This window comes from Thermomonas sp., from assembly GCF_041905325.1.
GTDB lineage: Bacteria > Pseudomonadota > Gammaproteobacteria > Xanthomonadales > Xanthomonadaceae > Thermomonas.
In genome coordinates, this window is the sequence record NZ_JAYRLK010000003.1 from 124,756 (window position 1) to 150,402 (window position 25,647).

At 66.8% G+C, this 25,647-nt stretch carries 16 protein-coding genes, 1 pseudogene and 1 CRISPR repeat array; of the genes and pseudogenes, 8 read left to right on the forward strand and 9 right to left on the reverse strand.

Going from position 1 to position 25,647, the window contains the following annotated elements; translation table 11 throughout:
• Nucleotides 1-53 precede the first annotated feature (53 nt).
• A complete protein-coding gene (locus ACE3OK_RS04715) occupies nt 54-377 on the forward strand; it encodes a hypothetical protein (protein ID WP_374248397.1) in 324 nt (107 codons plus the stop codon).
• Nucleotides 378-383: 6 nt separating this feature from the next.
• Here ACE3OK_RS04715 and ACE3OK_RS04720 read toward each other — a convergent pair whose 3' ends face one another.
• The gene (locus ACE3OK_RS04720) at nt 384-1,490 is read right to left on the reverse strand and encodes an ATP-binding protein (protein ID WP_374248398.1); all 1,107 of its coding nucleotides are present in this window, start codon (nt 1,488-1,490) and stop codon (nt 384-386) included.
• Between the two features lie 55 nt (nt 1,491-1,545).
• The gene (locus ACE3OK_RS04725; RefSeq protein WP_374248399.1) at nt 1,546-2,121 is read right to left on the reverse strand and encodes a pseudouridine synthase; all 576 of its coding nucleotides are present in this window, start codon (nt 2,119-2,121) and stop codon (nt 1,546-1,548) included.
• A gap of 108 nt (nt 2,122-2,229) precedes the next feature.
• On the opposite strand from ACE3OK_RS04725, the gene ACE3OK_RS04730 reads away from it, so the two are divergent.
• Nucleotides 2,230-2,523, forward strand: a complete 294-nt coding sequence (locus tag ACE3OK_RS04730) for a hypothetical protein (protein WP_374248400.1) — start codon at nt 2,230-2,232, stop codon at nt 2,521-2,523.
• Nucleotides 2,524-2,580: 57 nt separating this feature from the next.
• Here the strand turns inward: ACE3OK_RS04730 and ACE3OK_RS04735 are convergent, their stop codons facing one another.
• Nucleotides 2,581-4,794, reverse strand: a complete 2,214-nt coding sequence (locus ACE3OK_RS04735) for an NADP-dependent isocitrate dehydrogenase (RefSeq protein ID WP_374248401.1) — start codon at nt 4,792-4,794, stop codon at nt 2,581-2,583.
• Nucleotides 4,795-4,955: 161 nt separating this feature from the next.
• Here ACE3OK_RS04735 and ACE3OK_RS04740 point away from each other — a divergent pair.
• Nucleotides 4,956-5,087 (forward strand): annotated as a pseudogene (locus tag ACE3OK_RS04740) (HD domain-containing protein); the annotation flags it as partial.
• A gap of 50 nt (nt 5,088-5,137) precedes the next feature.
• A CRISPR array of direct repeats spans nt 5,138-5,717; the repeat unit is 28 nt; unit sequence GCGTTCCCCGCACACGCGGGGATGAACC.
• Nucleotides 5,718-5,781: 64 nt separating this feature from the next.
• On the opposite strand, the gene ACE3OK_RS04745 reads toward ACE3OK_RS04740, so the two are convergent.
• The 5 genes from ACE3OK_RS04745 to ACE3OK_RS04765 form a co-directional block, all read right to left on the reverse strand.
• Nucleotides 5,782-6,258 (reverse strand): hypothetical protein, encoded by a 477-nt coding sequence (locus ACE3OK_RS04745; protein WP_374248402.1) that lies wholly within the window; start codon nt 6,256-6,258, stop codon nt 5,782-5,784.
• Entirely contained in the window at nt 6,255-7,076 is an 822-nt protein-coding gene (gene queF, locus ACE3OK_RS04750; protein ID WP_374248403.1) for an NADPH-dependent 7-cyano-7-deazaguanine reductase QueF, read from the reverse strand. The genes ACE3OK_RS04745 and queF overlap by 4 nt, the downstream gene beginning before the upstream one ends.
• Entirely contained in the window at nt 7,073-8,170 is a 1,098-nt protein-coding gene (gene zapE, locus ACE3OK_RS04755; protein ID WP_374248404.1) for a cell division protein ZapE, read from the reverse strand. The genes queF and zapE overlap by 4 nt, the downstream gene beginning before the upstream one ends.
• Nucleotides 8,167-8,820 carry an alpha/beta hydrolase gene (locus ACE3OK_RS04760; RefSeq protein WP_374248405.1) on the reverse strand — a complete coding sequence of 218 codons (654 nt, stop codon included), beginning with the start codon at nt 8,818-8,820 and terminating at the stop codon, nt 8,167-8,169. The genes zapE and ACE3OK_RS04760 overlap by 4 nt, the downstream gene beginning before the upstream one ends.
• A 103-nt stretch (nt 8,821-8,923) precedes the next feature.
• Nucleotides 8,924-9,448 (reverse strand): cytochrome c5 family protein, encoded by a 525-nt coding sequence (locus tag ACE3OK_RS04765; protein WP_374248406.1) that lies wholly within the window; start codon nt 9,446-9,448, stop codon nt 8,924-8,926.
• Nucleotides 9,449-9,840: 392 nt separating this feature from the next.
• Here ACE3OK_RS04765 and ACE3OK_RS04770 point away from each other — a divergent pair, with 392 nt between their 5' ends.
• The 5 genes from ACE3OK_RS04770 (at nt 9,841) to ACE3OK_RS04790 (ending at nt 21,743) form a co-directional block, all read left to right on the forward strand.
• A complete protein-coding gene (locus ACE3OK_RS04770) occupies nt 9,841-17,769 on the forward strand; it encodes a hypothetical protein (protein ID WP_374248407.1) in 7,929 nt (2,642 codons plus the stop codon).
• A gap of 65 nt (nt 17,770-17,834) precedes the next feature.
• The gene (locus ACE3OK_RS04775; RefSeq protein ID WP_374248408.1) at nt 17,835-19,067 is read left to right on the forward strand and encodes a TIGR03032 family protein; all 1,233 of its coding nucleotides are present in this window, start codon (nt 17,835-17,837) and stop codon (nt 19,065-19,067) included.
• The gene (locus tag ACE3OK_RS04780; protein ID WP_374248409.1) at nt 19,064-19,507 is read left to right on the forward strand and encodes an EF-hand domain-containing protein; all 444 of its coding nucleotides are present in this window, start codon (nt 19,064-19,066) and stop codon (nt 19,505-19,507) included. Before ACE3OK_RS04775 ends, ACE3OK_RS04780 begins: the two co-directional genes overlap by 4 nt.
• The gene (locus ACE3OK_RS04785) at nt 19,504-20,115 is read left to right on the forward strand and encodes a hypothetical protein (RefSeq protein ID WP_374248410.1); all 612 of its coding nucleotides are present in this window, start codon (nt 19,504-19,506) and stop codon (nt 20,113-20,115) included. The genes ACE3OK_RS04780 and ACE3OK_RS04785 overlap by 4 nt, the downstream gene beginning before the upstream one ends.
• Nucleotides 20,112-21,743, forward strand: a complete 1,632-nt coding sequence (locus tag ACE3OK_RS04790) for a M4 family metallopeptidase (RefSeq protein WP_374248411.1) — start codon at nt 20,112-20,114, stop codon at nt 21,741-21,743. Before ACE3OK_RS04785 ends, ACE3OK_RS04790 begins: the two co-directional genes overlap by 4 nt.
• 126 nt (nt 21,744-21,869) lie before the next feature.
• On the opposite strand, the gene ACE3OK_RS04795 is transcribed toward ACE3OK_RS04790, so the two are convergent.
• A complete protein-coding gene (locus ACE3OK_RS04795) occupies nt 21,870-25,511 on the reverse strand; it encodes an indolepyruvate ferredoxin oxidoreductase family protein (protein WP_374248530.1) in 3,642 nt (1,213 codons plus the stop codon).
• Nucleotides 25,512-25,647 lie beyond the last annotated feature (136 nt).

Consider the following 25,647-nt stretch of genomic DNA (forward strand, 5'->3'; position numbering starts at 1 on the left):
CCGGGCGAGGGTTCGCGCCATACTGGGGCTGTCGACCCCACGAGGAGCGCCGCATGAGCAAGTTGGACAGGGCACAGGATCGGGCCATGGAATTGCTGGCCGAAGTGGGCGACGGGTTGCGCCGGAAGATGCCCGACAAGGCGCTGACGTGGGTGGAAACCGGCGCGGCACTGGGTGCATTGCGTGCCAGCTCCAAGGTGGCCGGCAACTTCGTCCGCCGCAATCCGGTGCTGGTGGGCGCGGCGGTGGTGGGGGTGGGCCTGTTGTGGCTGGCGGCACGCCAGCGCAAACAGCAGCAGGCTTCGATCGAAGGCCAGGCACGGCAGCTGCGGGCGCTGCGGCGTGGCGACTACGAGCAGGACGACTACGGCGTCTGAAGCGGCTCAGACGGGGCAGCGGGCCACCGGCAGTTCGACGGTGAAGCGCGCGCCCCCGCCCTCGCGGTCTTCATGCCAGAGCCGGCCACCGGCCGCCACCACGATCTGGCGCGCCAGTGCCAGCCCCAGCCCGTGCGAGCTGCCGGCATCGGCTTCCCCGCCCGGCAGGCGCTGGAAGGGCTGGAACAGCCGTGGCTGGAAGCTGGCCGGCACGCCCGGGCCGCGATCCTGCACGACGAGCTGCCATGCACCGTGCGCGCCGGCACGCACCCGCAGCTCCAGTTCGCCCCCGCTGCGGGCGTATTTCAGTGCGTTGCCGACCAGGTTTTCGCCCACCTGTCGCAGCCGTTGTTCATCGATGCACACGCAGGCCTCGGCATCTGGAAGGTGCAGTTGCAGCTGGATGCCGTTGGCTTCCAGTTGCAACTCGTAGCGCGCCGCCAGCCAGCGCACCACGCTGCCCAGTTGCGCGCAGGCGCGTGCGGTCTCGGGCAGTGGGCAACCGGCCAGCGCCTGCGTGCCCAGATAGCCACGGATGTAGCCCAGCGCCTCGCGCGCGCTGTCGTCGATGATTTGCAGGTAGCGCGGCGCGCGTTCCGGTTTGCAGTCCGGCATTGCCAGCATTTCGCAGGCGAACAGCACGCTGGTGAGCGGGTTCTTCAGATCGTGCGCTACCAGATTGACCAACTGCTGGCGTTCGCGTGCCACTTGCTCCAGCCGGTCGCGGGTCAGTTTCAGGCGCAGTTGCACCTGCATGCGCGCCAGCAATTCCTCCGGGTGTACCGGCTTGACCAGATAGCCCAGCGCCCCGGCATCGAAGGCCGCCAGGCGTTGCTCCTGCGGAGGGGCGTCCACCAGGAAAATCGCCGGCACCTGCGCCAGTTCCGGAAGCGTGTGCAAGGCGTCCAGCTGTGCCACGCACGCCGCCAGCGGCAAGTCCAGCAGCACCAGGTCGGGCGGGGTGGTGCGGGCGATGTCCAGGACCGGGCCATCCGGGGCCACCTGCCAGACCTGGTGCCCGCGCGCTTGCAACAAGGCGCACACGGGTGCGGTATCCGCCGGCGCATCGCGGAGGATCAGGAAGCGTCCGGTCTCGGAGATTCGGGTGGGCACGTTCGCCGCTGCGCGCAAGGGTGATGTGGACGTTAGCAAACCGCGCGCGCGGCGCTCAACGCCCGCGCCGCGGTGCGGACGCGCTGGCGGGGCCGTGTTCCAGCACCCGCCATTGCCCCGGCAGCAGCCCATCCAGCCGCCGGTCGCCCATCGCCACCCGCACCAGCCGCAGGGTGGGCAGCCCCACGGCTGCCGTCATCCGTCGTACCTGGCGGTTGCGGCCCTCGGCCAGGGTCAGGGCCAGCCATGCGTCCGGCACGCGCTTGCGGAAACGCACCGGCGGATCGCGCGGCCACAGCACCGGGGCGTCGATCCGCTGCACCTGCGCCGGCAGCGTCGGGCCGTCGTTGAGCAGCACGCCGTTGCGCAACGCCTGCAACTGCGCGGCCTCGGGCACCCCTTCCACCTGCACCCAATAGGTCTTGGGCTGCTTGTGGCGCGGGTCGGTGAGGCGATGCGCCAGCCCACCGTCGTCGGTGAGCAGCAACAAGCCTTCGGAATCGGCATCCAGCCGGCCGGCGGCATACACGCCCGCCGGCAGGCCGAAGCCGGCCAGCGTCGGCCGTGGCGGTTGGCTGCGGTCGGTGAACTGGCAGAGCACGCCGTAGGGCTTGTTCAGGGCGATCAACATGCCGGGCGCATCATGGCGGGCGAGATGCGGCAATCGCGATGCGGGTCACGGTTGCAGGGACAGGACCGGCGCAGACTGGCCGCGTCGATGCCAATCACGGGAGGCAGCATGTCGATCACGGCAACCGCTTCATCGGGCATGCGCGCAGCCCAGCAGCGGCTGGACGCCGCCGCGCAGAACGTGGCCCGGATGCAGGTGCAGGATGCCCAGCGCCAGCGGGTGACGCAGACGGCCACGCCCGACGGTGGCGTGGCGACGCAGCAGCGGCAGGAACCCGGCCCGCCCGAGTTGACGCAGGAGCTTCCGGAAGCCAGGGATGCCAGCTACGCATTCCAGGCCAACCTGAAAGTCCTGCGCACCCACGACGCCATGCTGGGATCCCTGCTCGACGTCCGCGCCTGAGTCACCCCGGGCGCGGGGGTTGCCGCAGGACAGGCCTGGCGTGCGCGCGCGCATCCTTCAGAGTGCGGACAACGCCGCGTTGAAGGTGGCCGACGGCCGCATCGCCGCCGTCAGCTTGGCCATGTCCGGCTGGTAGTAGCCGCCGATGTCCACGGCCTTGCCCTGCACCGCAACGAGTTCTTCGACGATCTTCGTCTCGTTCTCCGCCAGCGCATGGGCCAGCGGCGCGAACCTGGCCGCCAGTTCGGCATCGGCGGTCTGCGCCGCCAGCGCCTGCGCCCAGTACAGCGCAACAAAGAAATGGCTGCCGCGATTATCAATGGTGCCCAGCTTGCGGCCGGGCGAACGGTCGTTGTCGAGGAACTTCGCGTTGGCCGCATCCAGCGCATCGGCCAACACCTGCGCGCGTGCATTGCCGGTGGTGTTGGCCAGATGCTCGAACGATGCGCCCAGCGCCAGGAATTCGCCCAGCGAATCCCAACGCAGATAATCCTCTTCCAGGAACTGCTGCACATGCTTGGGCGCGCTGCCGCCGGCGCCGGTTTCGAACAGGCCGCCGCCGTTCATCAGCGGCACGATCGACAGCATCTTCGCGCTGGTGCCCAGCTCCATGATCGGGAACAGGTCGGTCAGGTAGTCGCGGAGCACGTTGCCCGTGGCGCTGATGGTGTCCAGCCCTTCGCGGATGCGCTTGAGTGAGAACTTCATCGCTTCCACCGGCGAGAGGATGCGGATGTCGAGGCCGGCGGTGTCGTGGTCGTTGAGGTAGGCGGCGACCTTGGCGATCAGGCCGCGGTCGTGGTCGCGCTGCGGATCCAGCCAGAACACCACCGGGGTGTTCGACAGGCGCGCGCGGCTGACCGCCAGTTTCACCCAGTCGCGCACCGGCGCGTCCTTGGTCTGGCACATGCGCCAGATGTCGCCAGCCTTCACCGGGTGTTGCAGCAGCACGGTGCCGTGCTCGTCGATCACCCGCACCACGCCGTCGCCGCTGATCTTGAAGGTCTTGTCGTGGCTGCCGTATTCCTCGGCCGCCTGCGCCATCAGGCCGACGTTGGGCACGCTGCCCATCGTCGCCGGGTCGAACGCGCCGTGCTCCCTGCAATCGTCGATCACCACCTGGTAGATGCCGGCGTAGCAGCGGTCCGGGATCACTGCCATGGTGTCCTGCAGCTCGCCCTTGGCGTTCCACATGCGGCCGCTGTCGCGGATCATCGCCGGCATCGACGCATCCACGATCACGTCGGACGGCACGTGCAGGTTGGTGATGCCCTTGTCGGAATTCACCATCGCCAGGCCGGGCCGCTGCGCATACAGCGCGGCGATGTCAGCCTCGATCGCACTGCGCTCGGCGTCGGCCAGCTGGCCCAGCTTGGCGTACAGGTCGCCGATGCCGTTGTTGGGGTCAAAACCAATCTCGGCCAGCGTGCGCGGATGCTTCTCCAGCACCGGCGCATAGAAGCGCGACACCGCGATGCCGAACATGATCGGATCGCTGACCTTCATCATGGTCGCCTTCAGGTGCAGCGAAAACAACACCTCGCGCGCCTTGGCATCGGCAATCTGCGCGTCGATGAAATCGGCCAGCGCGCCGGCGCTCATCACCGAGGCGTCGATCATCTCGCCGGCCTGCAATTGCACCGGCCCGCGCAGCGGGAAGCTGCTGCCGGTCACGCTGGTGTATTCAATCCGCACCGGGCCGGCGTTGACCAGGGTGTAGCTCTGCTCGCTGCCGTAGAAATCGCCGGCCGTCATGTGCGCCACGTGCGACTTCGAGGATGCGTCCCACTTGCCCATCCGGTGCGGGTGCTTCTTCGCATACGCCTTCACCGCCTTCGGCGCGCGGCGGTCGGAATTTCCTTCGCGCAGCACCGGGTTCACCGCGCTGCCCATCGCCTTGCCGTAACGCGCGCGCACATCCTTCTCGCCATCGCCCTGCGGCGCATCCGGGTACTCCGGCAGCGGATACCCCTTGCCCTGCAGTTCCTTGATCGCGGCCTTCAGCTGCGGGATCGAAGCGCTGATGTTGGGCAGCTTGATGATGTTGGCTTCCGGTGTCTTGGCCAGCTCGCCCAACTCGCGCAGGTCGTCCGCCACCGCGCGCTCGCCCAGCAGCTCGGGGAACTGCGCCAGGATCCGCGCCGCCAGCGAGATGTCGCGCGTCTCCACCGCCACCCCGGCGGTCTTCGCATACGCCTGCACGATCGGCAGGAACGAGGCGGTGGCGAGGAACGGCGCTTCGTCGGTCAGGGTGTAGAGGATCTTGGACATGGCGGCCTGCACAGATGGGGAAGCGGCCATTGTCGCGCATTGGGGGCGGGGGGAAAACGCGGGGGTGGGGAAGAATATGAAGAAGAGTCTCAGGATATGAGACGGGTGAGTGGCAAACTCCGTTGACAGCATCGGATCAATGCCAAACAAAGGGGGAATGTTTGAAATTTTCGGGGCTCTCGCCGGCATCAAGAATCATTTGGGCAAAAAGCGGGGATAGCAACGGCCATGGGCTGCTGGCCCATATGCTGGACGTGGCCGCAGTTGTCGAAACGCTGTTGAATCGCGAGCCGCTGGAAACACGCAAACCGTTCCCGAGCATGTACGCGCGCGATGCGTCCGAGCGTTCCCCGCACACGCGGGGATGAACCGGCCATGACAATGATCTAGCAGCGCCGCGACAACGCGTTCCCCGCACACGCGGGGATGAACCAGTTGCAAAATTCCTGCCGCGCTCGCCGCCAGCGCGTTCCCCGCACACGCGGGGATGAACCGCAACGCGACATTGTGCTGGCCGCCATCGAATGCGCGTTCCCCGCACACGCGGGGATGAACCGCCATCGTGGATATTCTGGAACAGGGTGGTCACGCGTTCCCCGCACACGCGGGGATGAACCGATGATGCCGCCGATGCTGCGGCACTTCCCCTCGCGTTCCCCGCACACGCGGGGATGAACCGGCCCCGTGAAGAACAAGATGCAGGATGTGCGCGCGTTCCCCGCACACGCGGGGATGAACCGTCGTCTTCGTTCTCCGGGTTGTACGTCCACCAGCGTTCCCCGCACACGCGGGGATGAACCGGCCGCGCTGGCCACAAGAAACGGCACGCTTTCGCGTTCCCCGCACACGCGGGGATGAACCGGACTACTACCGTTGAAGTGGCCGGCTGTTAGTGCGTTCCCCGCACACGCGGGGATTGAACCGGTGATGCGCTCGGGGTTCTTCAATTTCCGGGCCGCGCGATTCTGGCCGTGGTGGTGCACTGCTTCAGTGCACTTCGAACAACCGCGACTGCGCCAGATGCCCGTCCAGCATCACCTCGACCTTGTAGAGGCCTGCCGGCCACGGGTGTGCATTGGAAAGTTGGAAGCTGCTGTAGGCCGGGCCCGCGAACTGCAACAACTTGGCTTCTTCCAGTACCCGCTGCCGGCTGCTTTCGTGCGTCCATTTCACCGCCAGCCGATGGGGCGTGGCGGGGGTGGCCCCGTGCAGCTCCACGGTCAGGTACAGCGGGTCGCCGGGGGCGAACACGATGCGCGGCAGCAGTACGTGATGGTCGCTGCCCAATGCATTGCCAAGCACGACGCGGGTGATGCGAGTGGCCGGTGGCGGGGTGGGTGCTGCCGCCGCTGGCAACGCCGGTGCTGCGGGTGCTGCGGCGGGTGGGCGGGTGCAGCCGCCCGCCGCCAGTGCGGCCAGCACGGCACCGGCGAGAACCGCTGCAGGGCGCCGTGCCGGCGTCATTGGCGCGGGCTGCGCATGGCCCCCGGCGCGCCGCTGCCCGGGGTGGCGCGCCAGGGATTGATGTCCAGCCCGCCGCGACGGGTATAGCGTGCTTCCACCGACAGCCGCTGCGGTGCGCAATGCACCAGCAGGTCGGTGAAGATGCGTTCCACGCATTGCTCGTGGAATTCGGCGTGCTCGCGGAAGCTGGCCAGGTAGCGCAGCAGGCTGGCGGCATCGATGCGCGGGCCGGCATAGGCAACGGTGATGTCGGCCCAGTCGGGCTGGCCGGTCACCGGGCAATTGGATTTGAGCAGCGCGCTGTGCAGGGTTTCCTCCACTGGCTGGCTGGCATCGGCTTGCAGCAGGGCGGCATCCGGCGGGCCGTAGTGGTCGATCGCCACGTCGAGGGTGTCGATGCAGAAGGCGGCGTCGGGCGTGCCCTGCCGCGGTAGCCCGAAGGTCAGCACCACCGGCGCACCGGCGGCGCGCGACAGATCCGCTTCGATGCGCGTGCGCACCGCCTCGGCATCCGCGAAGCGGCCGGCGTTGAAGGAGTTGAGATAGAGCTTGAGCGATTTCGATTCGATCAGGGACGGCGAATCGGCCGGCACCAGCAAGGTGGCGGTGGCCACCTGCGGTTTGCCGTGCGTGTCCAGCCACGACAGTTCGAAGACCTGCCAGCGATCATGGCCGATGAAGGGCAGTGCGTACCCGGCAATGCCCAGCGGGGCGCGGCCCAGCGCACGCGGGATCGGGTACAGCAGGCCCGGGTCGTAGTGGGTGGGATAGGCGGTTTCGCGGCCCAGCGGCGAGCCGGCAATGGGATGGGAGGTCATTCGCTGCGGTGCTCGTGGGCCAGGTAATCGGAGGATTGCATTTCCACCAGCCGCGAGCTGGTGCGTTCGAATGCGCCGGTCAGGCGCTCGCCGGCATACAGGTCCATCGGCGCGGCGGCGGCGGTGCAGACCAGGTTGACGTGGCGGTCGTACAGTTCGTCGACCAGGGTCACGAAGCGGCGGGCGGCGTCTTCGTTGCTGGCGTCGAACCCCGGGATCCCGCCGACCAGCACGGTATGGAACTCGCGTGCGATTTCGATGTAATCGGTGCTGCCGCGCGGGCCCTGGCACAACGCGGCGAAGTCGAACCAGCACAAGCCCTTGGTGCGCGCGCGCACGGCAATGCGGCGGCCGTCGATGACGATGCCGGCGTCCAGGTGGGTGGTGTCGCCGCTCAGCTCCATCCAGCGTTGGTGCAGCCATGCATCGGCGGCGGCATCGATCGGCGTGCGGTACACCGGCGATTTGGTCAGCGCGCGCAGGCGGTAATCGGTGGCGCTCACCAGTTCCACCACCGCGCACTGCTGCTCCAGTTGGGCGATGGCGGGCAGGAAGCGCGCGCGTTGCAGGCCGTCCTTGTACAGGTTGGCTGGCGCGGTATTGGAGCTGGTCACCAGCGTCACGCCCTCGGCGAACAGGCGCTCCAGCAGCCGCCCCAGCACCATCGCATCGCCGATGTCGAGCACGAAGAACTCGTCCAGCACCAGCACCCGCAAGGTGTGTCGCCATTCGCGGGCGATCGCGGCCAGCGGGTCGCTTTCGCCGGCATGCCGGCGCAGGCGCTCGTGCACCTCGCGCATGAAGCGATGGAAATGGGTGCGGCGTTTTTCCGCGAACGGCAGGCCGTCGTAGAACAGATCGATCAGGAAGGTCTTGCCGCGCCCCACCCCGCCCCACAGGTACAGCCCGGGCACGGCCGGCGGTGGCGGTTGGCGCAGCAGGCGGTGCAGCCATCCGCGTGCGGGAACCGGTTGCAGCAGGGCGGCATGCAGGCGGTCCAGCGCCTGCAATGCGCCGTGCTGCGCCGGGTCGTCGCGCCAGTCGCCGCGGGCCACGCCGTCGGCGTAGCGGGTGGAGGGCAGGCTGTTGCTCATGCGGCCGTCGGAGGCGGCAGCCAGGACTGGATTTCGTGCTGTACCGCGCCGCGCAGGTCCAGCAGCTTGCGATGGAAGAAGTGGCCGGTGTCGGGCATCCATACCTGCTGCGGGGGTTGCGGCAGGCTTTCCAGCCATGCGCGCACCGCGTGTGCATCGACGATCTCGTCGGCCTCGCCCTGCACCACCAGCCACGGCACGGCGGGCAGCGCGAGATCGTCGAAGCCCCAGCGACGTCCCACCGGCGGGGCGATGCTGATCAAGGCATCGGCCTGCAATTCGGTGCAGCCGCGCAGCGAAATCCAGGCACCGAAGCTGAAACCGGCCAGCCACAGCGCCCGGCCGGGCTGGTGCGCGCGCGCCCAGCGCGCGACCGCACGCAAGTCGTCCAGCTCGCCGCGGCCGTCGTCGAACTGGCCGGCGGATGCGCCCACGCCGCGGAAATTGAAACGCAAGGTGGCCACGCCGGATTCGCGCAAGGCGCGCGACAGCATCGTCACCACCTTGTTGTGCATGCTGCCGCCTTCGGTGGGCAGCGGGTGGCAGACGATCGCCAGCACCGGCTGCGCGGGCGCGGCCGCCGCCTCGAGGCAGGCTTCGAGCGGGCCGGCGGGGCCGGGAATCAGCAGCGTGGTGGCGGTATCGGTCATGGCGGCATCATGGCGCAGGCGGTGTCAAACGGATGTTGCGCAAGCGGTTCACAAACGCGAACGCCGCCCGGAGGCGGCGTTCGGCAGCAGGCATGGGTGCGGCTTACTTCTTGCTTTGCGCCACCATGTATTCCACCACTGCCTTGATCTGGTCGTCGGTCAAGGCCGGGTTGCCACCCTTCGGCGGCATCGTGCCGGCGGTGCCGGTGAAGCCGGAGGTGGCCTTCTTGATCAGTTCCTCGAGGCCCTGCTGGGCCACGCGGGCACCGATGCCGCTGGCATCCAGCTTCGGTGCGCCACCCACGCCGGCGGTGTGGCAACCGGTGCAGGGGCCGTTGTTGAAGATTTCGGCACCGTCGGTGCGGCCATCGAAGGGCACGTTGGCCGTGGCGGCTGCTGCTGCTGCGACCTGCGCGGCGGCCTGCGCGGCCGCGCCGGTGGCACCGGCATACACCGCGCCCACCGGCGCGATGCGGTCGGCGGTGGCCTGCTGCGCGGAAGGATCGGCCGGGTAGGTGACCTTGCTGTTCAAGTGGCGGGCAAACAGGATCAACCCCAGCGCCAGCAGTGCCAGAAAGGCGATCACCATCGAGAAACGCTTGAGGAAGGCAAGATCGTGGTTACGCATGTCCCATCCGCAGTTCGTGGCCGGTTGCGGCCGTCAAGGGACCGATTATTCCAGAACCGGCGGGGTGGCGCGAGCGGTTCGCATCCGCATGGGGCGACAACACGTGGATAGGGGGGGAATGGGGGGCGGTGATGCCCTCGGAAGTGACGCGGATCGACGCGGCATTTCGCGCAAATCCCCATTCAGGAATGCTTCAGGCCCAATAAAACCGGGCGGTAGTTGACAAGTCGCGTGGAAGCGGCGATAAATCGTGAATATGCCGTTCAGCCGGGGGGGGCTTCCTTGCGTTGAACGCCCACGGGGGGCTTGAAGCATCGTTGGCTGGGGCATCGGGGCTGTCCGGATGGGCGGCACACAGGGATTTTTTCTTCGAGAACGGACTTGGGGGTTACATGAGCGACATCCGCAACGGCAACACGTCGAACAAGGCGCGCGCGCGCCGCATCATCAAGATGGCCCCCATGACCCGCGCAGTGCGTTCCGCACTCGCCGCCTCGGCCTTGACCCTGGCGATCGGTTTCGGTGGCGCCGCGGCGGCTGCCAACCCCCACGCCCTGCCGGTGGCGCATGCATTGCAGGTACAGCGCCCGGCCATCGACTTCGCCCCGGTGCACGACCTCACCATGGTGGCCGCGTTCCAGTCGCTGGGCGGCATCAATGGCCCGGTGGCCTCGCTGATCGACACCCACAAGTACGGCGACGTGGTGATCGGCAACAGCGACCCCATCAATGAAAGCGGTGCCGCCAACCAGACCGGCATCAGCGGCTACAGCGATACCGGCAGCGTGTTGATCGGCAACAGTGGTGCGATCACCGAGGTCTCCACCGCCGGCAATGCCATCGGCATCTACGGCTACGCTGCAAACGGCACCACCACCATCAACAACGAAGGTGCCATCACCGCCACCAGCAGCACCGGCCTGGCGGACGCCATCTTCGCCTACGGCGACATCACCCACGTCGCCAACAGCGGCACCCTCACCGTGACCGGCAGGACCTGGGCGGCGGGCATCGAGGCCCAGGCCGTCGGATCGGTCACGGTGGACAACACCGGCGCCATCCAGTCCACCGCGTCCTCGGCGTCGGGTGCGCTGGGCTACGGCATCTATGCCACCGGCAGCGACGCCACCGTGACCAACAGCGGCGCGATCACCGTGCGCGGCTATTACGCCACCGGCATCTTCACCAACACCTACGGCGACACCACCATCACCAACGATGGCGCGATCAATGCCGGCACCACCACCGGCAGCGTCCTGTCGTGGGGCATCAATGCCAGTGCGGGCGGCATCGATGCCGTCGTGACGGTGGACAACAACGCCGCCATCACCGCCGCCGGCGTGTACGGGGCCATCGGCATCCAGGCGTCCTCCACCGGCACCGGCGGTACCGTCAACGTCGACAACAGCGGCACCATCCTCATCACCCAGAACCTGGCCACCACCGGCTACGGCGCCTACGGCATCCTGACCTCCGCCGACGGTGACGCCACGGTCTACAACAGCGGCAACATCACCGCCAATTCCAAGGGCAAGGCCTTCGGGATCGCGGACATGTCCTTCGCCGGCGACGCCGATGTCACCAACACCGGCAATATCGTCGTCACCAGCACGCTGAACAACACCTCGAACGGTGCCACCGGCATCCTGGCGTTCTCCGCCAACGGCGGGGCATCGGTCTACAACGAGGGCGTGTCGAAGGCGACCGGCGTGCGCCTGGCCAACGGCGTGGACGTCAACGCCTACGGCGACATCACCGTCGACAACAGCGGTTACATCGCGGCCCTCACCACCGCCCCCGCCGGCCTCAGCGGTCGCGCCAATGGCGTGAAGGCGATTTCCGGTGGCGGCGACATCACCATCAACAACAGCGGCGAGATCTACGCCAAGGGCCGCACGTTGGCACTGAGCGTGTACGCGCTGGCCAACCACGGCGACATCACCGTCGACAACGGCGCTGATGGCAGCATCGACTTCTTCTCCGCCAGCGGGCGTGGCTGGGGCGTCTGGACCTACGCGGCCGAAGGCGACATCACCGTCGACAACGCCGGCTACATCGGCGGGCTGTCGCTGAATCAGGCCTATGGCGTGCTGGCGAAGGCCCCGCAGGGCGACATCACCGTCGACAACAGCGGCACCATCAACGTGATCTCCGCCAACAGCACCGCGCGCGGGGTGATGGCGGTGTCCGGTGAAGGAACCGCCAGCGTCAGCAACAGCAACGGTGTCAGTGTCACCAGCGGTGCCGCCGGCTTTGCCGGTACCGCCGCGTTCGGCCTGATCGCCAGCGGTGCGTATGCGGATGTTTCCAACAGCGGCACCGTGACCGTGGCCGGCAACACCTATGCGGCCGGCATCGTGGCCCAGTCCACCAGCGGCACCACGGTCACCAACACCGGCGGCAGCATCTCGGCCACGGCCAAGACCGGCAGCGCGTTCGGCATCATCGCCGGCTCCGTCGATGGCGACGTCGTGGTGGACAACGCCAGCAGCATCACCGTCAGCAGCCAGCAGGCGGCGGCCACCGGCATCCGTGCCTCCAGCGTCTACGGCAACGTGCAGGTGGGCAACACGGCGGCTATTTCCGGTACCGCCCAGGGCAACATCTTCGCCATCCAGGCACTGGCCGGCGGCGACGTGGCGATCGACAACGCCGCCGCCGTCAACCTGTATTCGGCTGCCGGCAATGCCATCGGCCTGTACGGCTACACCATGACCGGCGACGTGACCGTCAACAACAGCGGCGACATCTCCGTGGTCGCGCCGGCGGGCCTGGCCGACGGCATCTTTGCCTCCGGCCTGAACGTGGATGTCACCAACAGCGGCGCCATCTACGCGGTGGGCAACAGCTGGGCGGCCGGCATCGAGGCGCAGGGCGCCTATGTCACCACCGTGCAGAACGACGGCGCGATCGATGCGATCGCCGTCGGCCCCGGCGGTGCGGCGTTCGGCCTGTACGCCACCGGCGACCAGGGCGTGGTGCTGGGCAACACCGGCAACATCAATGCGCAGGGGTACTACGCCACCGGCATCGAGACCCGTTCCAACGGCGACATCAGCGTCACCAACAGCGGCCGGATCAGCGCTGGCTACGTCAACGGTGGCACTTACTACAGCGCGCTGGCGGTGGGTATCAATGCCCAGACCGGCGGCGTGGCCGCGCAGGTCAACATCAGCAACAGCGGCGACATCTCGGCGCTGGGGTATTACGGTGGCACCGGTATCTCCGCGGTGTCCAGCGGTGAAGGCGGCACCGTCACCGTCGACAACAGCGGCAACCTCACCGTGGCCCAGGGCAACAAGTACGGGTACGGTGCCTACGGCATCTTCACCTCGGCCGATGGCGATTCCAACGTCACCAACAGCGGTGCCATCACGGTGGACTCGGCGGGTTCGGCCACCGGCATCGCGGCACTGTCGTTCGCCGGCAACGCCAACGTGACCAACGCGGGCGACATCAATGCCACCAGCTCGGCAACGGCCAACAACAATGCCACCGGCATCCTTGCGTTCAGCGCCAATGGCGGCGTCAACGTGAATAACGGCGGCTCCGTGAATGCGACGTCGGCCGGCATCATCCAGTCGTATGCGTTTGCGGTGAATGCGCAGGGCCTGGGTGACGTGACGGTCAACAACACCGGTTCGTTGTACGCCAACGGGCAGAAGTACGCCTTCGGCGTGTATGCGGTGTCCGGCAGCGGCAACGTCAACGTCCACAACGGCGACAATGCCTCGATCGGCTTCTCTTCCTATGCGGGCCGTGGCTTCGGCGTGTTCGCGATGGCCTCGCAAGGCGATGTGGCCATCGACAACGACGGCACCATTCAGGGCTATGCCTTTGGCCAGTCGGTGGGTGTGTTCGCGGTGGCGAAGCAGGGCAACACCAGTGTCGACAACAGCAACACGATCAACGTGGTCAGCGCCGATAACGCGGCAGTAGGCGTGTTCGCCCGTGCCGACAACGGTACCGCCAGTGTCACCAACAGTGGCGACATTTCGGCGCATAGCGGTGCTGGCTCTTATCCGGGCGACGTGGCCTACGGCGTGATCGCCCGCGGCGCCGATGCCCTGGTCTACAACAGCGGTTCCATCAGCGCCAGCGGTTACATGGGGGCAGTGGGTGTCGTGGCGTCGGCCAGCGGGTCGGCCACCGTCAACAACACGGCCGGCAGTATCGATGCCTCCGCCATGGGCAGTGCGACCGGCATCCTGGCCAATGCCTACAGTGGCAATGCGACGGTCAACAACGCCAGTGAAATCACCGCATTTGGTGTTTACCTGGGCGGTACCGGCATCAAAGCCAACAGCGTTCTTGGCGATGCCGTCGTCAGCAACACGGCGGCGGTCACTGCAATGACGATCATGGGCGCTGCCACGGGTATTTCCAGCTACACCATCGTGGGCGATGCAGTCATCAGCAACACCGGTGCTGTCACCGCTGCAGCAATGGGCGGCACGGGTAATGCCATCGGCCTGTATGCCTACTCGATGCATGGCGTGGGGTCGATCACCAATTCCGGCGCCATCACCGCATATTCTTACGGCGGCCTGGCGGACGGCCTGTTTGTTTCCGGCGTGGTGGCTGGCGTGAACAATACCGGCGCCATCGAGGCCAACGGCCACACTTGGGCGGCAGGCATCGAGGCGCAGGGTAGTGCCTACGTCGGCGTGCAGAACACCGGCGCCATCACGGCTTCTGCCATGCCGTTCGTGCAGGAAGTGGATGGCTACGGCAATGTCGTGGCCGGCACCAATGGCGGCACCGCCTTCGGTATCTACGCCACCGGTGGTACCTATGGTGCAAAGGTCGTCAACAGCGGCAACCTCACCGTGCAGGGCGGCTATGCCACCGGCATCGAAGTGCAATCTGGCGGCAACCTCGCCGTGCAGAACAGCGGCAACATCGTCGTGGGCAGCGGGCTGCACAGCCAATACGATGCCTATACCCAGCACACCACCTACTACGGTACCCAGCTGGCCACCGGCATCAATGCTGTCAGTGGTGGCATCGGTGCCGTGGTTGGCATCAATAACAGTGGCAACATCACCGCCGCCGGCATCTCCGGTGCCAGTGGCATCTCCGCGGTATCCAGTGGCCTGGGCGGTGCGGTGGGCGTGTACAACAGCGGCAACCTGACCATCGACCAGAACCAGAAGTACGGGTATGGCGCCTATGGCGTGTTTGCCTCCGCCGATGCCAATGCCACCATCAGCAACGTCGGCGACATCACCGTGACCTCGAAGGGGGCGGCCAGCGGCCTCACCGCACTGTCATTCGCCGGCAATGCCGTGGTGGTGAACCAGGGTGACATCAACGTCGCCAATACCGCGATGTTGACCTACTCGGCCACCGGCATCACCGCATTCTCGGCCAATGGCACGGCGGCAGTGGGTAATTACGGCACGGTCAAGGCGACCAGCGGTTATCAGGCCACCGCTGCCGATGTGCGGGCGCTGGGTGATGTCACCGTGATCAATGGTGGCACGCTCCATGCCGATGGGCAGAAATACGCTTTCGGCGTATACGCCACTTCCGGAACCGGCAACATTGCCGTGCTCAACAAGGCGGGCGCTGACATCGGTTTCTATTCATACGCCGGGCGCGGCTGGGGCGTGTTTGCCTCGGCATCCCAGGGTGATGTCTACGTGGGTAACCTCGGCACCATCGAAGGGTATGCCTTCGGCCAGTCCGCGGGTGTGTTCGCGGTGGCCGGCCATGGCGACACCACCGTCAAGAACACCAATGGCATCAGCGTGATCAGCGCCAACAATGTGGCAGTGGGCGTGTTCGCCCGTGCCGACAATGGCACGGCCACCGTGGTCAACAGCGGCGATATCACCGCTGTCAGTGGCCATGGTACGTACCTGGGTGATTCGGCATACGGCATTCTTGCGCGGGGCGACATTGCCGCCGTGGGCAACAGTGGCCACATCACGGCAACGGGGTACTACACGGCAACGGGCATCGCTGCGCGTTCGCAGCATGGCACCACGGTCACGACCGCCGCGAACAGCAAGACCCAGGCAACATCGAACCACATTGCCATTGGCATCGAGGGGCGTGCCGAAAGCGGCAACGTCACGGTCTCCAGTGCCGGCGGCATCACCGCCACCGGTGCCTCCGGTGCGGTGGGCATCCAGGGCTACAGCGCGCATGGCAACGTGGTGCTGGGCAATACCGGGCACGTGGCCGCCGCCTCGGCAACCGGCATCGCCATCGGCGTGACCGGCTACACCATGGCGGGCGACACCACCGTGGGCAACAGCGCGTTGATCGAGGCGGCCGGCGTTATCGGCTCCTACGGCATCCTTGCCCAGTCCTACTACGGCAACGTGTTGGTCAACAACACCGCGACCGGCGATGTCGAGGCTACCGGCGGCGCGACGGCAATCGCCATTCTCGCCAATGCCATCGACGGCAACGCCACGGTCAACAACGCCGGTGTGGTTCATGCCGCCAATGCCAATTTCACCGCTGCGGTGAAGTTCGAGGGTGTGCACGGCACCAACACGTTGAACAATCTTGGTAGTGGCGTGATCAGTGCCTCGGGCAATACGGCGACGCAGACTTGGGCTGTATATGGCGGTGACGGGGTCGATGTCATCAACAACAGCGGCAGGATCCTCGGGGCCGTGTCGCTGCATGGCGGCGATGATGTGTTCAACAACAAGGCCGGCGGCGTGTGGGATCTGTTGGGCACCACGCACTCCGACTTCGGCGATGGCAACGACACCATCAACAATGCGGTCGGCGGCACGATCCTGATCGGCAGCGGCAAGGTGGAGCTGGGTGCGGGCAACGACAGCCTGACCAACGCCGGGATCATCAAGATCGGTACCGCCGGCGTCATCAGCTTCGGCGATGGCAATGACACCGCCACCAACACCGCGGGGGCATTGCTCGACCTTGCCGGCGGCAGCGTGCTGATGGGCACGGGCACCAATGCCTTCGCCAATGCCGGCACAGTCAAGATCACCGGTGCTGGCAATACCATCGATGCGGGCGCGGCGGGCACGGTGACCAACACCGGGCTGTTCAATTTCTTGAACGGCGTGACCACCGACAAGCTGACCGTGGGCGGCACGCTGGCCGGAAGCGGCACGATGAACATCGACGTCAACCTTGGCACGCTGACCGCCGACCAGTGGCAGGTCAATGGCAGCGTTGCCGGCACGGCGGTGCAGACCGTCAACGTGCAGTTTGCCGGCATGCCGACCACGGCCAACACCAAGATCGACTTCGCCAAGGTCACCGGAACCTCGGTGGCCGGCAACTTCGTGGCGGGCCAGTACATCGGTTACAACCAGAACGCCAACTTCCTGAACATCGGGCTGGGTGTCACCAGCGTCATCAATGCCGCCAACACCACCGCTGACGTGTTCTCGATCAGCATGGACGTCACCGGGCTGAACGATGCCGGCACCCTGGCGGCATCGGTGGCCACCGGCGCGGCCGGCTTCCTGAACTCGCAGGTCGGCACCTTCCGCCAGCGGCTTGGCGTGAACCCGTACGGCGACACCGGCAAGGTGCTCAGTGCCTTCGTGCGTTTCTACAATGATCAGGGCGACATGCGTCCGGGCCATGTGGCCAGCAACTTCGGGCAGGGTGGCCACTTCAACTACAACCAGTCCAGCTGGGGTCGTGAAGTGGGCGTCAACGCCAACCTGGCAGACAACTTCCACGCCGGGCTGGTGCTGGGCAACGCCGACAGCCGGCAGCGCCTGACCGACGGCGGCGTGGGCGAGAACCGCATGGACGGCATGACCGTGGGTGGTTACGCCACCTGGTACGTGCCGAACGGGTTCTACGTCGACCTGACCGCGCGGCAGATGGCGGTGGATATCCGCGCGCTGTCGGTGGCCGGGGTGATGAACAGCCGTGCGCACACCAGCGCGATGAGCCTGGAAGGCGGCTACGAGTGGCACGTCGGCGGCATGAACGTGGTGCCGCAGGCGCAGTACACCCGTACCCGCGTCAGCGACATCCGCACGTTCAGCGGCGACCGCGTGGACTTCATCGCCCATGGCGGCACCTTCACCCGCGGCCGCCTGGGCGTGGAGCTGAACAAGACCTTCCAGATGGGCGACGTGCGCTGGACCCCGTACGGGTCGGTGAACGTGATCCGCGATGGCGGCACCGCGACCTACACGGTGGGCAGCTTCTACGGCGGCACCGACACCAAGGGCACCAGCGCGATGGCGGAGCTGGGCGTGGGCGTGCAGAAGGGCGGCCTGGGCTTCACCCTCGGTGCCAACTGGACCGATGGCGGCGCCTACAAGAGCTTCGTCGGCGCGCAGGCCAACATCCGCTTCTCCTGGTAACTCACTCACCTCCGGGCCCCGGCAGCGCGTCGGGGCCCGGCAGGCAACAGCAGTCTGGATAACAAGTGTCTAACGAAAACAACCCAAGCAACGCTTCCGACATCCAAGCCAACCAGGACAAACCCGAGTTGGATACCGGCCTGGATGCCATCGCCGCCGAGGCCACCCCGGTCGCGGCACCGGCGGCCGCCCCGGCCACCGAGACAGGCAAGGCCCCCGCGCAGGCCCCGCGCGACATCACCCAGCTGAAGGTGGAAAAGAGCTGCTCGCGCGGGCTGGCCGGCTGGCTGGGCCAGCACCGGCTGTCGCTGGCGATCACTTCCTACCAGACCGGCCGCATCTACCTGGTGGGCAGCGACCAGCAGGGCCGCGTGTCGTTCTTCGAACGCATCTTCGAGCGCGCCATGGGCGTGGTGGGCAACGCCCAGCGCATCTACCTGGGCGGGCTGTACCAGCTGTGGCGGTTCGAGAACGTGCTGCGCAGCAACGAGATCATCCACGGCCAGTTCGACAAGTGCTACGTGCCGCGCAATGCGCAGACCATCGGCGACCTGGACATCCACGAGCTGGGCATCCGCAAGGACGGCCGGGTGGTGTTCGTGAACACCAAGTATTCCTGCCTGGCCGAACTCAGCCCCACCCACAGTTTCAAGGCGATCTGGAAGCCGAAGTTCATCAGCAAGCTGGCGCCGGAAGACAGGTGTCACCTGAATGGCCTGGCGATGGTCGACGGCGAGCCGAAGTACGTCACCGCGGTGTGCAAGAGCGACAGCGTGGACGGTTGGCGCGAGCGCCGTCGCGACGGCGGCGTGGTGATCGACATCACCACCGACGAGATCGTCTGCGAAGGGCTGTCGATGCCGCACTCGCCGCGCTGGCACAACGGCAAGCTGTGGCTGCTCAACGCCGGCACCGGCCAACTGGGCTGGGTGGACTTCGAGAACAAGGCGTTCGTGCCGCACGCGTTCGTGCCGGGCTTCGCGCGCGGGCTGTCGATGATCGGCAACGTCGCTGCGGTGGGCCTGTCGAAGCCGCGCAACCAGCGCTTCGAAGGCCTGCAACTGGACGACGAGCTGAAGAAGCGCGACGCCGAACCGTGGTGCGGCGTGCAGATCATCTCGCTGACCAACGGCGACGTGCTGAACTGGATCCGCTTCGACGGCGACATCAGCGAGATCTTCGACATCAGCTTCCTGCCCAACGTGAAGCACCCGATGATGATCGGCCTGCGCACGGCCGAGATCCGCGACCTGATCACGTTCGAATCCGACATCAAGGTGGAGGCCCCTGCCGCATGAGCCGTATCGTTCCCTTGCTGGCCGTGTTGCTGGCAGTCTCCGCCCCGCTGCATGTCGCACACGCCCAGGCCAAGCCCGCTGCACCGGCCCCCGCCGCCGCTGCGGCAGACCCGGCGGCGGCGATGTTCAAGGCCTGGGACAAGAACAACGACGGCCAGCTGTCGCTGGCCGAGTTCCGCACCGGCTGGGAACAGGCGCAAGCCGTGGCCCGCGCACAGATCGCGTTGCGCCGGCAGTTCGCCAGCCTCGACACCAACCACGACGGTGCCATCGACAGCAGCGAATACGGCACCCTGGCATTGATCAAGCAGGCCGGCCGCGCCGCGCCGCCGCTGGCCCGCTTCGACGCCAACGGCAACGGCAAGCTGGAGTTCGCCGAATACCTCAAGCTGGTGGAAGCATTGGCACCGCAGCCTGCGGCCAAGGGTGCCGGCAAGTGAAGGTCGAGATCATCCCGGTCTGGAAGCAGGTGACGCCTGAACTGGCGCAGGAGTTGGTGGCGTTCTGGCGCGACAACCAGGCAATCGGCAATGCCGCCGAAGCCGAGCAGCGCGCCGCGCAAGTGGTGTGCATCGCCCGCGACACGCAAGGTGCCTTGTGCGGCGTGGGCACGGCGGTGGTGAAGATCATCCCGCGCCTGCGCCAGCCGACCTACTACTACCGCCAGTTCTTCGCCAAGCCGCTGCGCGGCCAGCACCACGAACTGCCGTTCTTCCAGCGCTGCAAGCAGGTGCTGGCCGAGTACAACGCGGGCCTGGAGCGCCCGGAGAGCCTGGGTATCCTGCTGGAAATCGAAAACGCGAAGATCGCCGCCGCCTACAAACGTGCGGTGGAGCCCGGTTTTGATGCCGTCTTCATCGGATACTCGCCCCGCGGCCTGCAGCTGCGCGTGTCGTATTTCGATGACGCCTTGCTGCAAGTTCCTGCACGCCTGCGCGTGCAGATGCCTGCCGCCAGGGGAATCCATCCTGCCCGCAAGGGCACCAATCCACCCATTCCCGGCACGGCAACGGCGTCGGGCTTGATCACCACGGAGAATGCGCCATGAAAGTACAAGCTAACCTGCTGTGTCTCGCCATTGCGTCCGCCCTTGCCGTTGCTGCGGCGCCGGCGGATGCGGCTGCGCCCCTGAAGTCTGCGGTGATCGCCCGCGCCAATGCACTGGTCGGCAACCATGCCGCCACGCTGCACCGCGCCAATGCCGATGCCTTCGTTGCCCGCGACGTGGTGGTCGATGCCAATGGCAGCGAACATGTGCGTTACGACCGCACCTTCAACGGCCTGCCGGTGATCGGCGGCGACGTGGTGGTGCACTCGCGCAATGGCAAGCTGGCCGGCATCAGCCAGACCCTGAACAGTGCCGCCCGTCCGGGCCTGCGCCCGCAAGTGAACGGCGACCAGGCCATCGTCGAAGCCGGTGCGCGTTTCGGCAGCCGTTTCTTCGGCGCCCCGACTTCGCGCATGGTGGTCTACGCCCGTGGCGCGTCCCCGGTGCTGGCGCATGAAGTGGTGTTCAACGGCGTCAAGGCCGATCAAACCCCGACCGAAATGCATTACTTCGTGGATGCCCGCAATGGCCGCATCCTTGAACAGTGGGACGGCATCGAAACCGCCAAGCCGGGCCCGGGCGGCAGCGGCTCCTGCGCCGGTGCCACTTCGGTGGCCGGTACCGGCAAGAGCCTGACCGAAGGTGATGTGGTGGTGAACACCACCCAGTGCGGTACCAGCTACCAGATGGTCGACATGACCCGCGGCGGCGGTGCCACCCACAACATGGCGATGAAGACCAGCGGCATGGGTTCGGTGTTCACCAGCACCACCAACATCTGGGGCAACAACCTGCTGAGCAACGCCCAGACCGTCGGTGCCGACGCCCATTACGGCGTGGCGATGACCTGGGATTACTACAAGACCAGCTTTGGCCGCAACGGCATTGCCAATGACGGCAACGGTGCCATCAGCCGCGTCCACTACGGTCGCAACTACCAGAACGCGTTCTGGAGCGATTCCTGCTTCTGCATGACCTTCGGCGACGGCGACAACGGTGCCACCATCCTGCCGCTGGTGGCCTTGGACGTGGCCGGCCATGAAATGTCGCACGGCGTCACCAGCCGCACCGCCAAGCTGGTCTACAGCGGTGAATCCGGTGGCCTGAACGAAGCCAACTCCGACATCTTCGGCACCATGGTCGAGTTCTACGCGAACAACGCCAATGACCCGGCCGATTACGTGATCGGCGAGAAGCTGTTCCCGAACAATGCCGACATGAAGAAGGCGATCCGCTGGATGTTCAAGCCCAGCCTGGACGGTGCCTCGCCTGATTGCTACTCCGGCAGCATCGGCAGCCTCGACGTGCACTACAGCTCGGGCGTCGGCAACCACTTCTACTACCTGCTGGCGGAAGGCGCGGTGGTGCCTGCCGGTTTCGGTGCCGGCACCTGGGCCAACCTGACCACGGCATCGATGGTGTGCAACGGCAACACTTCGCTGGCGGGCATCGGCCGCACCAAGGCCGCTGCGATCTGGTACCGCGCCTTGACGGTGAAGATGACCTCCAGCACCAACTACGCCGGTGCCCGTGCCGCTACCCTCAGTGCGGCTGCTGATCTGTACGGCAATGGCAGCACCGAGTACAACACCGTGGCTGCCGCGTGGTCCGCGGTGGGCGTGAACTGATCGTTCACCCCCGGTAATTGCAAAGAAGAACGGCCCGCGCAAGCGGGCCGTTTTTTTGGGGACAGCACGACAACAAGCAGGCGTGCCGGAGCTCCGGCCCCGGCATCGCCGGGGCCGTGGCAGTCTTCAGCGCTGCACGATCCGCAGCGGGTTGTCCCACTCCTTGAGCAATCGCGCCAGCTGTTCACGCGCCTGGTGCAGGTGCTTTTCCTTGACGTGGCCGAAGCCGCGGATGTGTTCCGGCACGCTGGCGATCTGCGCGGCCAGGTCCGCATTGCCGGCGTCGAGCTTGCCCAGCAAGACGGTGACGATTTCCTCGTATTCGCTGATCAATTTGCGCTCGCCGCGGCGCTCGCTGGTGTAGCCGAACACGTCCAGCGGGGTGCCGCGTAGCGCCTTGAACTTGGCCAGCACGCGGAACGCGGTGAACACCCACGGGCCGTATTCCTTTTTCACCAGCTGGCCCTGCGCGTTCTTTTTCGCCAGCAGCGGCGGGGCAAGGTGGAACTTCAGCTTGTAGTCGCCTTCGAACTGCGCCTCCAGCTGCCTGCGGAAATCGCCGCTGGTGTACAGCCGCGCCACTTCGTATTCGTCCTTGTAGGCCATCAGCTTGAAGAAGTAGCGGGCCACGGCTTCGGACAGGTCGCTGCTGCCCGGCGCCTTCGCGGTTTCGGCGGCGCGCACCTTGGCCACGAAGTCGCTGTAGCGGCGCGCGTAGCCGGCGCTCTGGTAGCTGGTGAGGAAAGCGACGCGGCGCGCGATCACCTCGTCCAGCGAACGCGACAGCCGCGCGTCGTCCAGCGGCGCGAAGACGCTGCCGGCATCGCCGCTGGCCGGCACGTGGCGCAGCGCATCCTCGTCGCGCAGGTCGGCGGCCTGCGGCATCAGCCCGGACTCGGCCGCCTCGTTGGCGGTGGCGCCAAGCATCGGCAGCGCATGCGCGGTGGCCTCGCTGCGGGTGGGGGCGTTGCGCACGATGCCGGCGGCCTCGACCACCGCGGCCAGGTCCACCACCGCCAGGCGGCCCCAGGCGAACGCGGTCTTGTTCATCTCGATGGCGGCGCCGTTGAGCTCGATGGCGCGCATCAGCGCTTCAAACGAAATCGGCACCAGCCCCTGCTGCCACGCATAGCCGAGGATGAACAGGTTGGCGGCGATGGCGTCGCCGATCAGCGCGGTGGCGATCTGGGTGGCATCGATCTGCAGCGGTGCCTGTCCGCCCAGCGCGGTGGCGATCGCCTTGACGATGTCGGCGGCGGGGAACTGCATGTCCGGACGGGTGGTGAAGGTGCCCGGCATCGCCTCGTAGGTGTTGACCACCACCGTGCTGCGCTCGGGGCGGATCTTCGACAACACCCAGTAGTCGTTGACCACCACCATGTCGCAGCCCAGCACCAGGTCGGCCTCGCCGGCGGCGATGCGCACGGCGTGGATGTCGGCGGGGGTTTTCGCAATGCGGATATGGGTGGTGACGGCGCCGCCCTTCTGCGCCAGCCCGGTCTGGTCGAGCACCGTCGCGCCCTTGCCTTCCAGGTGGCCGGCCATGCCCAGCAGCGCGCCGATGGTCACCACGCCGGTGCCACCGACGCCGGTGATGAGGATGTTCCAGGGCTGGGACAGGTCGGTGCGCGCGGCGGGCGCGGGCAGGTTGGCCAGCAGGCTGGCGGCATCGGCCTTCTTGCCCTTGCGCACCTTGCCGCCGTGCACGGTCACGAAGCTGGGGCAGAAGCCCTCGACGCAGCTGAAGTCCTTGTTGCAGTCGCTCTGGTTGATCGCGCGCTTGCGGCCGTATTCGGTTTCCTTCGGCGTCACCGACACGCAGAAGCTCTTGGCACCGCAGTCGCCGCAGCCTTCGCAGACCAGTGAATTCACCATGACGCGCTTTTGCGGATCGACCAGCTTGCCGCGCTTGCGGCGGCGGCGCTTCTCGGTGGCGCAGGTCTGGTCGTAGATCAGGATGGACGTGCCCTTCACCTCGCGCAGCATCTTCTGCACCGCGTCCAGGTCGCGGCGGTCGTGGAAACTCACGCCATTCGGGAAGATCGACGGGTCGGTCCACTTGTCGATGTCGTCGGACACCAGCGCAATCGTCTGCACGCCCTCGGCGCGCATCTGGTGGGCGATCTGCGGCACGGTCAGGGTGCCGTCCACCGGCTGGCCGCCGGTCATCGCCACCGCATCGTTGTAGAGGATCTTGTAGGTGATGTTGACGCCGGCGGCGATGGCCTGGCGGATCGCCAGCGAACCGCTGTGGAAATAGGTGCCGTCGCCAAGGTTCTGGAAGATGTGCTGCGTGTCGGTGAACGGCGCCTGCCCCGCCCAGGTCACGCCTTCACCGCCCATATGGGTGAAGGTGTCGGTGCTGCGGTCCATCCACGTCACCATGTAGTGACAGCCGATGCCGCCCTGCGCGCGGCTGCCTTCCGGCACCTTGGTGCTGGTGTTGTGCGGGCAGCCGCTGCAGTAATGCGGCACGCGCGGGAAGTTGGCGCGCGGCAGCGCCAGCTCGCCCTCTTTTTGCGCCATCCACGCCAGCACCGCGTCGATCTTCTCGCTGCGGTGGAAACGCTGCAAACGGCGGCCGATCACGCCGGCAATGGTGGCCGGAGTCAGCTCGCCAGTGGAGGGCAGGATCCAGTGGCCTTCCTCGTCGTACTTGCCGACGATGCTCGGGCGCGGGCCCCAGCTGTCCTTCCAGTTGTAGAACTGCTCCTTCAACTGACGCTCGATGAAGGCTTTCTTCTCCTCGACGACCAGAATGTCTTCCAGCCCGCGTGCGAAGCGTTCGATCCCCACCGGCTCCAGCGGCCAGGTCATCGCGACCTTGTACACGCGGATGCCGAGCTCAAAGCAGGCGGCCTCATCGAGGCCCAGGTATTCCAGCGCCTGCAGCACGTCGAGGTAGGACTTGCCGGTGGTGACGATGCCCAGCCGCGCCTTCGGCGAATCGATCACCACCCGGTCGAGCTTGTTGGCGCGCGCGAACGCCTGCGCCGCCTTCACCGCATAGCGGTGCAGGCGCATCTCCTGCTCCATCGGCGGATCCGGCCAGCGGATGCCGAGGCCACCGGCGGGCATTTCGAAATCGTCGTCGCCCGGCAGCACGATTTGCAGCGCGTGCGGATCGACGTCGACCGAGGCGGAGGATTCCACCGTCTCGGCGATCGTCTTGAACCCTACCCAGCGCCCGGTGTAGCGGCTCATCGCCCAGCCCAGCACGCCCATGTCGAGGATGTCCTGCACGCCGGCCGGGTTGAGCACCGGCATCATCGCGCTGACGAATTCGTCCTCGCTGCCATGCGGCAGGGTGGAGCTGCGGCAGGCGTGGTCGTCGGCGGCCAGCGCCAGCACGCCGCCGTGGACGGAGGTGCCGGCGGCATTGGCGTGCTTGAACACGTCGCCGCAGCGGTCCACGCCCGGGCCCTTGCCGTACCACATGGCGAACACGCCGTCGTGCTTCGCCCCCGGGAACAGCCCCGGCTGCTGGGTGCCCCAGACCATGGTGGCGCCAAGGTCCTCGTTGAGGCCGGGGGTGAACTTCACCGACGCGCCTTCCAGGTACTTCTTGGCCCGCCACAGCTCAAGGTCGAAGCCGCCCAGCGGGCTGCCGCGATAGCCGGACACGAAGCCGGCGGTGTCCAGCCCGGCGCGCTCGTCGCGCAATTTTTGCACCAGCGGCAGCCGCACCAGCGCCTGCACCCCCGACAGGTAGATCCGGCCCTGGGTGCGGCGGTATTTGTCCTCCAGCGTGTAGTCGGTGTCCAGCACGTCGTGCGTCAGCAGCGACTTGGCGGATTCGGGCGAGGACAGTTCGGCGGTGCTGGTCATGGCGGACTCCGGAAACGACGAAAACGCCGCACGGTGGCGGCGTTCGAGCAAAGACTCGGAATTTTAGCAGCCCGGT

Bases quoted from the DNA above. Each gene is read 5' to 3' on its own strand.
- ACE3OK_RS04745 (WP_374248402.1), bottom strand. From the start codon at position 6,258: ATGACGCCGGCACGGCGCCCTGCAGCGGTTCTCGCCGGTGCCGTGCTG.
- ACE3OK_RS04730 (WP_374248400.1), top strand. From the start codon at position 2,230: ATGTCGATCACGGCAACCGCTTCATCGGGCATGCGCGCAGCCCAGCAG.
- ACE3OK_RS04715 (WP_374248397.1), top strand. From the start codon at position 54: ATGAGCAAGTTGGACAGGGCACAGGATCGGGCCATGGAATTGCTGGCC.
- ACE3OK_RS04760 (WP_374248405.1), bottom strand. From the start codon at position 8,820: ATGACCGATACCGCCACCACGCTGCTGATTCCCGGCCCCGCCGGCCCG.
- ACE3OK_RS04770 (WP_374248407.1), top strand. From the start codon at position 9,841: ATGAGCGACATCCGCAACGGCAACACGTCGAACAAGGCGCGCGCGCGC.
- ACE3OK_RS04765 (WP_374248406.1), bottom strand. From the start codon at position 9,448: ATGCGTAACCACGATCTTGCCTTCCTCAAGCGTTTCTCGATGGTGATC.
- zapE (WP_374248404.1), bottom strand. From the start codon at position 8,170: ATGAGCAACAGCCTGCCCTCCACCCGCTACGCCGACGGCGTGGCCCGC.
- ACE3OK_RS04725 (WP_374248399.1), bottom strand. From the start codon at position 2,121: ATGTTGATCGCCCTGAACAAGCCCTACGGCGTGCTCTGCCAGTTCACC.
- ACE3OK_RS04790 (WP_374248411.1), top strand. From the start codon at position 20,112: ATGAAAGTACAAGCTAACCTGCTGTGTCTCGCCATTGCGTCCGCCCTT.
- ACE3OK_RS04735 (WP_374248401.1), bottom strand. From the start codon at position 4,794: ATGTCCAAGATCCTCTACACCCTGACCGACGAAGCGCCGTTCCTCGCC.
- ACE3OK_RS04780 (WP_374248409.1), top strand. From the start codon at position 19,064: ATGAGCCGTATCGTTCCCTTGCTGGCCGTGTTGCTGGCAGTCTCCGCC.
- queF (WP_374248403.1), bottom strand. From the start codon at position 7,076: ATGACCTCCCATCCCATTGCCGGCTCGCCGCTGGGCCGCGAAACCGCC.